This window comes from Caulobacter sp. CCNWLW153, assembly GCF_036889365.1.
GTDB lineage: Bacteria > Pseudomonadota > Alphaproteobacteria > Caulobacterales > Caulobacteraceae > Caulobacter > Caulobacter radicis.
This window is the reverse complement of record NZ_JBAKFV010000005.1, coordinates 205,283-218,783: the sequence shown is the minus strand read 5'-3', so window position 1 is coordinate 218,783 and position 13,501 is coordinate 205,283. Positions and strand designations below refer to the sequence as shown.

Below are 13,501 nucleotides of genomic sequence, written 5' to 3'. Positions count from 1 at the left end.
CTAATGAACTAAGCCCGGCGGGTAACCGCCGGGCTTCTTTTTTGCTCATTTTTCCGTGGTGACCCGGAAGACCATCTGGTTCCTGTAGGTCTGGCCCGGATCCAGCCGAACCGGCGCGAACTGCGGCTTGTTGGGCGCGTCGGGGAAGTGCTGCGGCTCCAGCGCGATGCCGTCGCCCTGGCGATAGATCTTGCCGCTCTTGCCGATCGTCGTGCCGTCGATGAAGTTGCCGGCGTAGAACTGGATGCCCGGCTGCTCGGTCAGGATCTCGAGCACCCGGCCGCTCTTGGGATCGGCCAGCCTGGCCCCGAGACGCAAAGCGCCGCCCGACTTGCCCGTCAGCACGTAGTTGTGGTCGTAGCCGCGGCCGGCGACGATCTGCGGATCGCTGGCGTCGCGGATCTGGTCGCCCACGGCCTTGGGCTTGCGGAAGTCGAACACCGTGCCGGCCACCGGCGTCGTCTCGCCGGTCGGGATCAACTCGCCGTCCACCGGGCTGTAGCCGTCGGCGGGGATGGTCAGCACGTTGCCCATGGCGCCGTCGGCCGAGCCCTCGCCGGCGACGTTGAACAGGGCGTGGTTGGTGATGTTGACGATGGTCGGCTTGTCAGTCGTGGCGCCGTAGGTCACCGTCAGCTGGTTCTGTTCGTCCAGGGCGTAGGTCGCCGTCGCCGTCAGCGTGCCGGGATAGCCTTCCTCGCCGTCGGGGCTGACGTGCTTGAAGGTCACCGAGGCGACCGGACCGGCCTTGGCCTCGACCACCGTCCAGACCACCTTGTCGAAGCCTTTGACGCCGCCGTGCAACGCAGCCACGCCATTGTTGTTGAGCGCCAGCTGGTAGGTCTTGCCGTCCAGCGTGAACCGGCCCTTGCCGATGCGGTTGGCGAAGCGGCCCACCGAGCCGCCGAAATAGTTGGCCGCCTTCACGTATTCGGCCGCGTCCTTGTAGCCGAGCACGATGTCGGCCTTCTTGCCTGCGCGGTCGGGGGCGACCAGGGCCTGCAGGGTCGCGCCATAGGTGATGACCGTGGCGCTGACGCCCTTGCCATTCGTCAGGGTTATGGCCTCGACGGCCTGGCCGTCCGGCGTCTGGCCGAAGGATTTGCGGCTGATTTCGGCGCTCTGGGCCGCCAGGGGCGCGGCCGCGGCGGCGGCGAACAGGGCAAGGCTCGGCAGGGCGTGGCGCCAGGTCTTCATAGGGTTTCCTCTCAGGCGGGCCGCTCGCGCTCTCTGTCGGCGTTGACGGCCAATAGGCCGCCATATACTCAGACAAAAAATCGCCGCGCAACGTCAAGACGTCGGCGGCTCCACACGGGAGACCCGGGAATGCCCGCACCGATCACCAGCTCCGCCGGGGAAGGCGGCAGCATCATCGGGGATCCGCGCGCCCAGCGCTCGGCCCTGACGCTGCTGGCCAGCCTCTTCTTCATGTGGGGCTTCATCACGGTCATCAACAACACCCTGCTGCCGCACCTGCGCTCGGTGTTCGACCTCAGCTACACCCAGACGACCCTGATCGAGTCGGTCTGGTTCATCGCCTACTTCTTCGCCTCGATCCCCTCGGCCAAGCTGATCGAGGCCATCGGCTACAAGAAGTCGATGGTCACCGGCCTCTTGATCATGGCGGCCGGCGCGCTGCTGATGATCCCCGCCGCCCGTATCCCGTCCTACGGCGTGGTGCTGACGGCCCTCTTCATCATCGCCTCGGGCATCACCCTGCTGCAGGTGGCCGCCAACCCCTACGTGGCCGTGGTCGGACCGTCGGAGACGGCGTCCTCACGCCTGAACCTGGTGCAGGCCTTCAACTCGATGGGCACCACCCTGGCCCCGCTGTTCGGCGGCTACCTGATCCTCAGCCGCAGCGCCTCGGGCAACGCCGAGGCTGGCAAGGTGCTGACCCAGGCCGAGCGCCTGGCCGACGCCCAGTCGGTTCAGTTGCCCTACTTCATCGTCGCCGTGGTGCTGGTGATCCTGGCCGTGGTCATCGCCCGCTACAAGCTGCCCGACATCGGCGGCTCGACCCGCCGCGTCGCCGCCGAGGACCGCAAGAAGCATTCGCTGTCGAAGCACCGCAACCTGATGCTCGGCATTCCGGCGATCTTCATCTACCTGATCGCCGAAATCGGCGTCTCCAACCTGTTCATCAACTTCGTCTCCGATCCCAAGATCGGCAACCTGACCCACGCCGAGGCCTCCAACTACCTGTTCCTGCTGTGGGGCGGCATGATGGTCGGACGCTTCGTCGGCAGCTTCTGGATGCGCAAGGTCGATCCGGGCAAGGTGCTGGCCATCTTCTCCAGCCTGGCCTTCGTGGTGATGATCATCACCGTCTTCGCCAGCGGCCCGGTGGCCATGTGGAGCCTGATCGCCGTGGGCCTGTTCCACTCGATCATGTTCCCGACCATCTTCACCCTGGGCATCAAGGGCCTGGGCGCCCTGACCGAGGAGGGTTCGGGCCTGCTGGTCATGGCCATCGCCGGCGGCGCGCTGGTGGTCGTGCAGGGCATCCTGGCCGACCACTACGGCCTGCAGATCTCGTTCCTGCTCACCGCCGTCTGCGAACTCTACGTGCTGTTCTACGCCCTGTGGGGCAGCAAGACGACGGTCGAGGAAGAGCCCGTGGCCCTCGAGAGCCAGTCGGCTCCGGCCGAGTGATCGGGGAGGGGAGCGGTCGGCCGCTCCCCGGCCTGTCGTGCAAAAGAGAAGGCCTCGCACCGCAGGGTGCGAGGCCTTCTTGCCTTGTGGGAGCGAAACCTCGTCCTTCGACAGGCTCAGAATGAGGTTTCTAAGGTCTCGCCACGCCTGAATTGATCCTCATCCTGAGCTTGTCGAAGGACGAGGATCACGCAGGACGTCTCAGAGCGCCTTCACCGTCACGGTGACCTCGGCCGGCGCCGCGTCCTGGGCCAGCGGGTTGCGCACCGGCAGGCCGAACGGGGCGGCCTCGATCTCGAACACGTCGCCGACCTGCGTCTGGAAGCCTTCCGAGAACGACAGGGTGGCCGTGCCGAAGAAGTGCACGTGCACGTCGCCCGGACGGCGGAACAGCGCGTACTTGAAGTGGTGGTGCTCCAGGTTGGCGATGGTGTGGGACATGTTGGCCTCGCCCGACAGGAAGGGCTTTTCCCACACGGTCTCGCCGCCGCGCACGATGCGGCTGGCGCCGCGCACGTCGGCCGGCAGCTCGCCGCTCAAGAGTTCCGGGCCCAGCGCCGCCTGGCGCAGCTTCGAGTGCGCCAGCCACAGATAGTTGCCGCGTTCGATCACGTGGTCGGAGAACTCGTTGGCCAGGCAGAAGCCCAGGCGGTGCGGCGTCCCATCGGGACCGATCAGGTAGACGCCGGCGATCTCGGGCTCCTCGCCGCCGTCCTTGGCGAACGAGGGCGAGGTCAGGGGCTGGCCGGGGCCGACCAGCTGCGTGCCGTCGCCCTTGTAGAACCATTCCGGCTGCACGCCTTCCTGGCCGGCGGCGGGCTTGCCGCCCTCGACGCCCATCAGGAACATCCGCATGGAGTCGGTCAGATTTTCGCCGCTCTGGGCGGCCTTGTGCATCTTGTCGCGACCTTCGGCCGAGCCAAGGTGCGTCAGGCCGGTGCCGGTCAGGATCAGGTGCGCCGGGTCGACATGGTCGATCGGCGCCAGCACCCGGCCTTGCGCCAGGGCGGCGGCGACATCGATGGCCTCGCCCAGCGGCTGGGCGGCGTCGGCCAGGCTGACGCCCTTGTCGATGGCCAACTGGCCCAGGGCGTACAGGGTGTCGGCGGATCCGACCTTGCGGGCCGCGCCGGTCTCGTCCACCGCCGCCAGGGCGCGGGCGCCGTCGGGCGTCTTCAGTTGAACGAACCGCAGGGACATGGGTGGATCCTCTCGTCTATAATTAGTCAGACAAATAGCGATCGGCACGGGCCTGTCAAACCCGGATCGTCAGGGTTGGCGCTGTCTTCAGCGGGTAAGGCAGGGCGCTCGCCAGAACCGTGTGATCCCTTCTATCACCTGATTTATCATACTTTTAAGCGCGGCCTGAACGAGGCCTTCCGGCTCGCCGGACGGTGAATTTCCTTGTCGTCAGACAATTAGTCTCGCTAGAGTCGATGCGTGAACCGGCGGCGAGGCCGCGCGGTGATTTGTGGAGGCGGCGTGGTCAAGGGCAAGGGTAGCGGCGTGGACGGAGAGTTCGAGCGCGAGGAAGGCTTTTCCGGCCGCATCCACGGGTCGATCGCGCGTACGCTCGGCATCGCCATCGTCTCGGGCCAGTACGCGCCGGGCGACGTGCTCAACAACGAGATCGACGCCAGCGAGAAGCTGCACGTCTCGCGCAGCGCCTATCGCGAAGCCATCCGCATCCTGGCCGCCAAGGGGCTGGTCGAAAGCCGCCCCAAGGCCGGCACCCGCGTCAGCCCGCGTTCGCGCTGGAGCCTGCTGGATCCCGAGGTCCTGGCCTGGTTCTTCGAGGCCGAGCCCAGCGAGGAATTCCTGACCAGCCTGCACGAGCTGCGGATGATCGTCGAACCCTCGGCCGCCGCCCTGGCCGCCGAGCGCCGTAACGACGAGCAGCTCGAGCGGATGCGCGCCGCCCTGATCCAGATGCAGCAGCACACCCTGGCCACCGAGGCCGGCCGCGCCGCCGACCGCGACTTCCACGACACCGTGCTGGAAGCCACCGACAACGAGCCGCTGCGCACCCTGTCCAGCAGCATCGGCGCGGCCGTGCGCTGGACCACGATCTTCAAGCAGCGCGACCGCGAATTGGCCCGCGACCCGATCCCCGACCACTGGAAGGTCTTCGACGCCATCGCCGCCAGCCGCCCCGACCAGGCCCGCCAGGCCATGGAACGCCTCGTGGGCCTGGCCCAGGACGACACCCGCGCGGCCATCGCCCGCCGCAGCGGCGGAGCGGTCTAGGAGATCCTCTCCCTCTGGGGGAGGTGGCCCAAAGGGCCGGAGGGGGGACGTTTTCAGCTTTCGAGGCGGCGGAAAAGTCATCCCCGCCGATCGCTCGCGCGATCGCCTCCCCCACGGGGGAGGTTCCTTGAAACTCGGTCGCCGCACCAATCATCCGACAAGCTCGCCCTGCCAAACACCGCGCCATGTCTTTGTATTGCTGGCCTCGTACGAACCTCCGCCTCGATTGACGCTCTCCGCTGGCGAGTATACTCAGACAAATAACAAGGGGCCTCCGTCGCGTCGTTTGCGCCGGAATGCGCGCCTGTCCGAGCCGGCGTCGCGCGCACGGCGAGCCAAGGGAGAAACGACGTGAATTCCAAGATGCTGAAGCACGCCCTGATGGGCGGCGTCGCCGCGGCCCTGCTGATGGCTGGCGGCGCGGTCGCCCAGACCAAGGTCGGCGGGACCCTGCGCGCCGACCAGCCCGGCGCCGTCATCCAGCCGGAAGTCTACGGCCAGTTCGCCGAGCACTTGGGCCGGGGCATCTACGAAGGCGTCTGGGTCGGCGAGGACAGCAAGATCCCCAACGTCAAGGGCTACCGCAAGGACGTGGTCGACGCCCTGAAGGCCCTGAAGGTGCCGGTCGTGCGTTGGCCGGGCGGCTGCTTCGCCGACGACTATCACTGGCGCGAGGGCGTCGGCCCGCGCGACAAGCGTCCCGTCAAGGTCAACGTCATGTGGGGCGGCGTCGAGGAGCCCAACACCTTCGGCACCCACGAGTTCATGGACTTCGCCGAGTTGATCGGCACCAAGACCTACATCGCCGGCAATGTCGGCAGCGGCACGCCGCAGGAGATGTCGGAGTGGGTCGAGTACCTGACCTCGCCGACCAACTCGTCGATCGCCAACATGCGCCGCGCCAACGGTCGCGATAAGCCCTGGAAGGTCGACTACTTCGGCGTCGGCAACGAGAACTGGGGCTGCGGCGGCCAGATGACGGCCGAGCACTACACCAACCTCTATCGCAACTTCGCCGAGTTCGTCCGCGCCCCGCGCGGCAATCGCCCCGTGAAGGTCGCCGCTGGTCCCAACGCCGAGGACTACAACTGGACCGAGGTCCTGATGAAGGGCGCGGCCAAGAACATGAATGCGCTCAGCCTGCACTACTACGTCATCCCGACCGGCAACTGGTCCAAGAAGGGCTCGGCCACCGTGTTCGACGAACAGGGCTGGGGCGACACCATGGTCCAGGCCCTGAAGATGGAAGAGCTGGTCACCAAGCACAGCGCGGTGATGGACAAGTACGACCCCGAGAAGAAGGTCGGCCTCTATGTCGACGAATGGGGCGTCTGGTACGATGTCGAGCCGGGCACCGAGCCGGGCTTCCTCTACCAGCAGAACACCATGCGCGACGCCGTGGTGGCCGCCGCGACGCTGAACATCTTCCACAAGCACGCCGACCGGGTGCGCCTGGCCGCCATCGCCCAGATGGTCAACGTGCTGCAGGCGATGATCCTGACCGACAAGGAAAAGATGGTCCTGACGCCCACCTATTGGGTGTTCGATCTCTACAAGCCGTTCCAAGGGGCGACATATCTGCCGGTCGAGATCGACACCCCGCAGTATGTGGTCGGCAAGTCGTCGGTTCCGGCCGTGACCGCCTCGGCGGGCAAGGGGACCGACGGCGCCGTGCACGTGGCGCTCGTGAACCTCGACCCCAACAAGTCGGCCACCGTCACCGTCAAGCTCTCGGGCTCGACCGCCAAGACCGCCAAGGGGCGGGTGCTGACGGGTCCGGAAATGGCCTCGCGCAACACCTTCGAGAAGCCCGACGCGGTCAAGCCGGCCGAGTTCAAGGGCGCGACCATCAAGGGCGACACCCTGACGGCCACGCTTCCGGCCAAGTCGGTGGTGGTGCTGGACCTGAACTGAGCCTTCAGGCCCTGAAATGACAAAGGGCGCCGGCTTCCGCCGGCGCCCTTTCTTGTTTTCTAGCTACAAATGCCGTCATCCCGGCCGAAGCGCGCAGCGCGTAGAGCCGGCAGGAGTCGCCGCGCTGTGGCGGTCGCTGGGATGGCGAACCTGCTCGCTGAGCCCGGTCCCCTGGGTCGGATCGGCCTGCGGCCGTCCGGGATGACGATCGGATTTACGGAAGGTTCGTCGGACCGCGCGGCTCAGCCGGCTGGGCCGGAGCCGCTGGGACCACTGGAGCCGGAACCACCGGCGCCGGCGCCGTCGGATCGGCCGGCGCCTCGCCTTCGACCGGCGCGGCTTCGGGCGGCAGCGGCAGGCCGTCGGGTCCCAGGATCGGCTCGGCCAGGCTCGCGTCCTCGGCCGCGCTGATCGCGTCGTCCTCGGCGGGCTTGGGCGCGCCGCCGGTGGCCGACAGGGCGAAGGCCTTCCAGATCTTGGCCGGCAGGCCGCCGCCGACCACGCCGTTCATGGCGCTGTTGTCGTCGTTGCCGACCCAGACGCCGATGACGAGGTCGCCGACATAGCCGACGAAGATCGCGTCGCGGTAGCCCTGGGTCGTGCCGGTCTTGCCGAAGGCGCCGGGAATGGCGGCCTCGACGCCGGTGCCGCGATGCACGGCCGAGCGCAGCAGGTCGCGCATGCCGGCCAGTTCGGCCTTCGACAGGGCGCGGGCCTTCTTCGGGGCCTTCCAGTCAGCCAGGCCGTGCGGCGTCACGGGCGTTTCGCCGGCGGCGATGGCAGCGTAGGCGCCCGTCAGCTGCACCAGGCTCATCGGGCCCGTGCCCAGCGCCAGGGTCAGGTCGTCGGGGATCGGCTCGGTGACGCCCAGGTCGCGGGCGGTGTCGACGATCGCCTTGCGGCCGACCTGCTGGGCCAGGCGCACGGCGGCCACGTTGGACGAGCCGGCGAAGGCGGTGATCAGCGGCACTTCGCGGCCGGCGTACTTGCCCTCGTGGTTCTTCGGGCTCCAGCCGCGCACGTCGACCGGCGCGTCGAGGATCGGCGAGGTCGGGGTCATGCCCTGGCGGATGGCGGCCAGATAGACGAACAGCTTGAAGGCGCTGCCCGGCTGGCGGCCGGCGTCGGCGCGGTTGAACTGGCTCGTCTTGTAGTCGCGGCCGCCAACCATGGCCACGACGCTGCCGTCGGTGCGCATGGCCACCAGCGCGCCTTGCGTCACGTTCAGCACCTTGCCGTCACGGGCGATGGCGTCGTTGAGGATCTTCTCGGCCTTGGCCTGCAGCTTGGCGTCCAGCGTCGTCTTGACGATCGTCTCGCCATAGCGGGCGTCGTAGGCGGCGCGGGCCTGCGGGAACACCCAGTCGGCGAAGTACGAGCCGGTCGGCAGCTTTTCGCGCTCGGGGATCGGGTGCATGTCGCGCTTGGCCCGGTCGGCCTGGGCTTGCGTGATCACCTCGGTCTCGACCATGGCGCCAAGCACCACGTCCATGCGCTCGCGGGCGCCTTCGAAATTCTCGGTCGGGGCCAGGCGCGAGGGAGCCTTGACCATGCCGGCCAGCATTGCGGCCTGACCGACGGAGAGCTTTTCGGGCGTGGTGTCGAAATAGTGCCGGGCGGCGGCCCGCAGGCCGAAGGCGCCTTCGCCGAAATAGACCGCCGACAGGTAGCGCGACAGGATCTCTTCCTTTGAGAGCCGCGCTTCCAGCCACAGGGCGATCAGGGCTTCCTGGGCCTTGCGCCGCAGGTTGCGGTCGCTGCTGAGGAAGGCGTTCTTGGCCAGCTGCTGGGTGATGGTCGATCCGCCTTCGGAGACGCCGCCGGCCTTGGCGTTGGCGCCCAGAGCCCGGGCGATCGCCTTCGGGTCGATGCCCATGTGCGAATAGAAGCGCCGGTCCTCGATGGCGATGAAGGCGCCGGGCACATAGGCCGGCAGCTTGGCGGCCTCGATCGGGGCTTCCTTGTAGGAGCCGCGGCGGGCGATCGGCGTGCCGTCCGAGGCCAGCAGCACCATGGTCGGATTGTTGGCCGGCTCCAGCGCACGGCCCAGCGGCAGCGACCACAGGAGCCAGGTCACGACCGCCACGATCGCCAGCACCACGACGCCGGCGCCGATCTGCCAGGGGCGCTGCTTCCAGATCGGAACCCGCTTGGGCTTCACCGGCTCTTCGGCGGCGGTCGCAGGCGCCTCGGGCACGGTCTCGACGACGGCTTCGGGGGCCTTGTCTTCGGCGTCGTCGGGACCGGTTTGCGGAGCGGCGGGATCGGACATGCGCGATGGGACTCGAAAAGGACGCCTATGGAGACGAGGCGCGTCAATACCACAGGCGAAGCGGCCGCCCAGCCCACAAGCTCTATTTGGGGAAACGCCGGTTCAGGCCGGAGCGCTCCGTCGCTTTTCCAGCAAGAGCAGCGTCAGGGCCGCCAGGAAGCCGAACGACAGAAGCAGGGCCGACAGCTGGTGGGCCTTGTCCCATTCAAGGCTCTCGACCAGGCGATAGATCTCGATCGACAGCACCTGGGTCTCGCCGGGAATGCCGCCGCCCAGCATCATGACGACGCCGAACTCGCCGATGGTGTGGGCGAAAGCCAGGAGGGCGGCCACCGCGTAGCCGGGCAGGGCCAGCGGCAGGGCGACGCGAGTGAAGATGTCGGCCTTGCCCGCGCCCAGGGTCGCGGCGACCTCCAGCGGTTCGTCGCCGATGGCCAGGAAGGCGTTGCGCAGCGGTTGCACGGCGAAGGGCAGGGAATAGACCAGAGAGCCGATCACCAGGCCTTCGAAGGTGAAGGCCAGGGTCCTGATGCCGAAAGGCTTCAACGCCGCCATCAGCGGGCTTTCCGGGCCGAGCGCGATCAGCAGGTAGAAGCCCAGCACCGTCGGCGGCAGCACGATCGGCAGCGCGACCAGCGCCCCGACGAACGGCTTCAGCGGCGAGCGTCCTCGCGCCAGCCACCAGGCCAGGGGCGTGGCCAGCAGCAGCAGCAGGACGGTGGTCACCGTCGCCAGCTTCAGGGTCAGCCAGACGGCCTCGACCATGGCGGTCAGCGCACCTCGTAGCCGTAGCGGCGGATGATCGCCTTGGCTTCACGGCCCCTCAGGAAGGTCAGGAACGCCTTGGCCGCCTCGCTGTCGGAGCCGGTCTTGAGCAACACGGCCTGCTGGTCGATGGGCGTGTGATAGGTCTTTGGCACGACCCAGCGCGAGCCGCCCTTGTCGTCTACGACCTGGGACAGGGCCACGAAGCCGAGCTCAGCCGCGCCGGTCTGGACGTACTGATAGGCCTGGGTGATCGACGAGCCGGTCACGATCCTGGGCTTCAGGCTGTCATAGAGCTTCAGCCTGGTCAGGGTCTCGACGGCGGCCAGGCCGTAGGGCGCGGCCTTGGGATCGGCGATCGACAGCTTCTCGAACTTGCCCTTGGCCAGCACCGCGCCCTGGCCGTCGACCAGGCCCGGCGTCTTGCTCCAGAGGACGAGCCGCCCGGTGGCGTAGGTGAAGCGCGTGCCGGGCGCGGCCAGGCCGTCGGCCTCGGCCTTCTGCGGCCGCTCGACGTCGGCCGACAGGAACACCTGGTAGGGCGCGCCATTGGCGATCTGGGCGTAGAACTGGCCCGACGAGCCGAAGCTCAAGGTCGCCTTGTGGCCTGTCGCCTTCTCGAACCGGGCGGCGATGGCCTTGGCCGGTTCGGTGAAGTTGGCCGCCACGGCCACCTTGGTCTCACCCGCGAACGCCGCGCCGGCGACCATCGACAGCGCCGCTGCAAGGGCGGCGATCAGGGGGCGGCGGGCGAGGGGCATAGGCGGCTCGATCAATCGGATATGTAAGGCGAGTACATAACGAGCTTTGGGGCGCTGTCAGGCTGTTTTTTTGGCGCTGGGCGGGCGACAAGCGGTCGAACGGAGTCGGAAGGAGCAGCGATGAGCGGAGCAGGCGATCTCAGCGCCAGCCTGATCCTGCGGCGCGGGGCCCTGGCGCGCGTGGGGCTGGAGCGCATCGCCCTGGTCGAGGCCGTGGCCGAGCTCGGTTCGATCAGCGCCGCCGCCAAGCGCCTGGACCTGTCCTACAAGGGCGCCTGGGACGTCGTTCAGGCGCTGAACAACCTGTTCGACGCGCCGTTGATCGCCGCCGGCGCAGGCGGTCGCTCGGGCGGCGGCGCACAGGTCACGTCGCGTGGTCATGCCGTCATGCGCGCCTTCCGTGACATGGAGCGCGAGCTCGGGGCGGCCTTGGCGCGACTGGAAGCCGGCCTGGCGTCCGAGGTCGGCGAAGACCTGTTCTGGAGTCTCGGTCTGCGCACCAGCGCCCGCAACGCCCTGCGCGGGACTATCGTGGCCCTGACCCCATCGGGCGTGACGGTCGAGGTCCGGCTGGCCATCGGCGGCGGGGTCGAGATCGCTTCGGTCATCACCCGTCGCAGCGCCGAGGAACTTGAGCTGGCCGTCGGCCGGCCGGCCGTGGCGCTGATCAAGTCCAGCTTTGTGCGCCTGGCCGTCGAGCCGCCGGCCGACGCCGGCGGCAATGTGCTGATGGGGCAGGTCCTGGATCGGGAAGACGGCGAGGCCGCCAGCGAGGTCGTGGTCGGCCTGGCCGAGGGCAAGACCCTGGTCGCGACGGTTGCGAGCGCGGTCGCCGCCAACCTAGCGCCCGGCGTGTCGGTGCATGCGCTGATCGCCCCGTCCGACGTCATCCTCGCCGTCGATTAGCGGGGCGCCGCGCTAGGTCGCAGGGCCGACGGCGTCCACGTGCTCTAGCAATACGCAGCGGCGCCCGCGGATTGAGCGGAACCGTGTTCGAGCGTGACCATGGCCGCAAAACGCTCCCCCGGGGCGTCCATGGTCCTTAGGGCGTTGGGCATGCGCGTTCTCGTCATTGATCCCGATCCGGCCCGCGCCGCCCTGGTGGCGGAAGGGCTCGAGGGCGTGCATCCGCTGGAGGTCCGCCGCTCGGCCCGCTTCGACGAGCGCGAGGCGGTCGAGTTCGCCCCCGACGTCGTGGTCATCGCCGCCGAGAGCCCCGATCGCGATACGCTGGAAAGCCTGCGCGAGGCCAGCCAGTCCAATCCGCGCCCTGTCGTGATGTTCGTCGACCGCTCCGAGCCGGGCCTGGCCGAACAGGCCGTGCGCGCTGGCGTGGCCGCCTACGTGGTCGACGGCCTGGCGCCGGCCCGCGTCCGTCCGATTCTCGACGTGGCCATGAGCCGCTTCGCCCTGACCCAGCAGCTGCGGGGCGACCTGGCCAAGGTGAAGGCCGACCTGGAGGCCCGCAAGACGGTCGAGCGCGCCAAGGGCCTCTTGATGAAGGAGCGCGGCCTCGACGAGGACGGCGCCTATCGTCTGCTGCGCAAGCTGGCCATGGACCGGGGCAAGCCGATCGGGGCGGTGGCCGCCGATCTGCTGGCCTTTGCGGGGGTGCTGAAGGGAGACGCCTCGTGAGCGGCCTGGCCGACCTGAAGCTGGGCTTCATCCCGCTGACCGATTGCGCGCCGCTGGTCGTCGCCAGGTCCATGGGCTTCTTCGCCGAAGAGGGTCTCGACGTGTCGCTGAGCCGCGAGGCCTCGTGGGCGACGATCCGCGACAAGGTCGCCGTCGGGGCGCTCGATGGCGCCCACATGCTGGCGCCCATGGCCCTGGCGGCCGCGGCCGGCGCTTCAGGCGGGCTGACACTGGACGTCGGCCCATCGCTGATCGCGCCCATGGCGCTGAACCGCAACGGCAGCGCCATCACGGTTTCGAAAGCGCTGGCCGAAGCGATGCGCGCCGCCGATCCGCAGGCGATGGCCGAGCAGCCGGTCTCGGCGCGAGCCCTCGCCAAGGTTATCGGCGAGCGGGCGGGGCAGGGCGCCGCGCCGCTGACCTTCGCCGTCGTCTTCCCGTACTCGATGCACAATTACGAGCTGCGTTACTGGCTGGCCCAGGCCGGGATCGACCCCGACCGCGACGTGCGCCTCGTGGTCACCCCGCCGCCGCGCATGGTGGAACAGATGCGGGCCGGCGAGATCGACGGCTTCTGCGTCGGCGCGCCGTGGAACGCCGTGGCCGAGCGCGAGGGTCTGGGCGAGATCGTCATCACCGCCTCGACCTTCTGGCCGGGCGGTCCAGACAAGGTGTTCGGCGTCACCGAAGCCTGGGCTCATCATTATCCCGACGAACTGCGCGCCGCCCTGAGGGCTCTGATCCGCGCCTCGGCCTGGGCCGACGACGCGGTCAACCGCGAAGACCTGATCGCCCTGCTGGCGCGACCAGAGCACGTGGGCGTCGCGCCAGAGGCCCTGGCCCGAGCCCTGACCGACGAGATCGTCTTCCATCGCGACGGCGCCGGCGTGCCGAGGCGCGAGCATGCCCTGTGGTTCCTGTCGCAGATGATGCGCTGGGGGCAGGTTTCGGCCGGGGCGGATCTCGAGGCCGCTGCCGATGCGGTCTATCGCCCGGACATGTTCCGCGCCGCCGCTCTTTCGGCCGGACCGATGCTCGATCCGGCCCAGGTCTTCGCCGACGCGCCGGGCGACCTCGCGCCGCTGTTCGCGGGGCCGGCGTTCGATTCCGATCGCGCAGGGCCCTACGCCACGGCATTTTCGATCGGTCGCGCGCGGGCCTGACCGGTCTTCAGGCCGCGCTGCGACTTCGCATCTGCACAATAGAAGGGCGCCGCTGGCGCCTTTTTGCTGAGCATTCGTACTGCGCAAGC

The 13,501-nt window shown here is 68.6% G+C and carries 11 protein-coding genes; 6 read left to right on the top strand and 5 right to left on the bottom strand.

Going from position 1 to position 13,501, the window contains the following annotated elements; genetic code table 11:
• Window positions 1–45: 45 nt before the first annotated feature.
• Window positions 46–1,197, bottom strand: coding sequence for an aldose epimerase family protein (locus V6S85_RS10340; RefSeq protein WP_334348880.1), 1,152 nt, complete (start codon window positions 1,195–1,197; stop codon window positions 46–48).
• A gap of 129 nt (window positions 1,198–1,326) precedes the next feature.
• Between V6S85_RS10340 and V6S85_RS10335 the strand changes: the two genes are divergently transcribed.
• Window positions 1,327–2,655, top strand: a complete 1,329-nt coding sequence (locus tag V6S85_RS10335) for a sugar MFS transporter (RefSeq protein ID WP_116564738.1) — start codon at window positions 1,327–1,329, stop codon at window positions 2,653–2,655.
• 201 nt (window positions 2,656–2,856) lie between these two features.
• Here V6S85_RS10335 and araD1 read toward each other — a convergent pair whose 3' ends face one another.
• Window positions 2,857–3,855 carry an AraD1 family protein gene (gene araD1 / locus V6S85_RS10330; protein ID WP_334348879.1) on the bottom strand — a complete coding sequence of 333 codons (999 nt, stop codon included), beginning with the start codon at window positions 3,853–3,855 and terminating at the stop codon, window positions 2,857–2,859.
• Between the two features lie 282 nt (window positions 3,856–4,137).
• On the opposite strand from araD1, the gene V6S85_RS10325 reads away from it, so the two are divergent.
• Together V6S85_RS10325 and V6S85_RS10320 are read left to right on the top strand one after the other, a co-directional pair.
• Window positions 4,138–4,902, top strand: a complete 765-nt coding sequence (locus V6S85_RS10325) for a FadR/GntR family transcriptional regulator (RefSeq protein WP_334348963.1) — start codon at window positions 4,138–4,140, stop codon at window positions 4,900–4,902.
• Between the two features lie 363 nt (window positions 4,903–5,265).
• On the top strand, window positions 5,266–6,816 hold the full coding sequence (locus V6S85_RS10320; protein ID WP_116564778.1) for an alpha-N-arabinofuranosidase: 1,551 nt from the start codon (window positions 5,266–5,268) through the stop codon (window positions 6,814–6,816).
• Window positions 6,817–7,030: 214 nt separating this feature from the next.
• Here the strand turns inward: V6S85_RS10320 and V6S85_RS10315 are convergent, their stop codons facing one another.
• From V6S85_RS10315 to modA, 3 genes are all read right to left on the bottom strand, one after another.
• Window positions 7,031–9,088, bottom strand: coding sequence for a transglycosylase domain-containing protein (locus V6S85_RS10315; RefSeq protein ID WP_334348878.1), 2,058 nt, complete (start codon window positions 9,086–9,088; stop codon window positions 7,031–7,033).
• Window positions 9,089–9,190: 102 nt separating this feature from the next.
• On the bottom strand, window positions 9,191–9,853 hold the full coding sequence (gene modB, locus V6S85_RS10310; RefSeq protein ID WP_334348877.1) for a molybdate ABC transporter permease subunit: 663 nt from the start codon (window positions 9,851–9,853) through the stop codon (window positions 9,191–9,193).
• Window positions 9,854–9,858: 5 nt separating this feature from the next.
• Window positions 9,859–10,614, bottom strand: coding sequence for a molybdate ABC transporter substrate-binding protein (gene modA / locus V6S85_RS10305; RefSeq protein WP_334348876.1), 756 nt, complete (start codon window positions 10,612–10,614; stop codon window positions 9,859–9,861).
• 120 nt (window positions 10,615–10,734) lie between these two features.
• Here modA and V6S85_RS10300 point away from each other — a divergent pair, with 120 nt between their 5' ends.
• From V6S85_RS10300 to V6S85_RS10290, 3 genes are all read left to right on the top strand, one after another.
• Entirely contained in the window at window positions 10,735–11,520 is a 786-nt protein-coding gene (locus tag V6S85_RS10300) for a TOBE domain-containing protein (protein ID WP_334348875.1), read from the top strand.
• 150 nt (window positions 11,521–11,670) lie between these two features.
• Window positions 11,671–12,249 carry an ANTAR domain-containing response regulator gene (locus tag V6S85_RS10295; RefSeq protein WP_116489519.1) on the top strand — a complete coding sequence of 193 codons (579 nt, stop codon included), beginning with the start codon at window positions 11,671–11,673 and terminating at the stop codon, window positions 12,247–12,249.
• A complete protein-coding gene (locus V6S85_RS10290; RefSeq protein WP_334348873.1) occupies window positions 12,246–13,412 on the top strand; it encodes a CmpA/NrtA family ABC transporter substrate-binding protein in 1,167 nt (388 codons plus the stop codon). Before V6S85_RS10295 ends, V6S85_RS10290 begins: the two co-directional genes overlap by 4 nt.
• Window positions 13,413–13,501 lie beyond the last annotated feature (89 nt).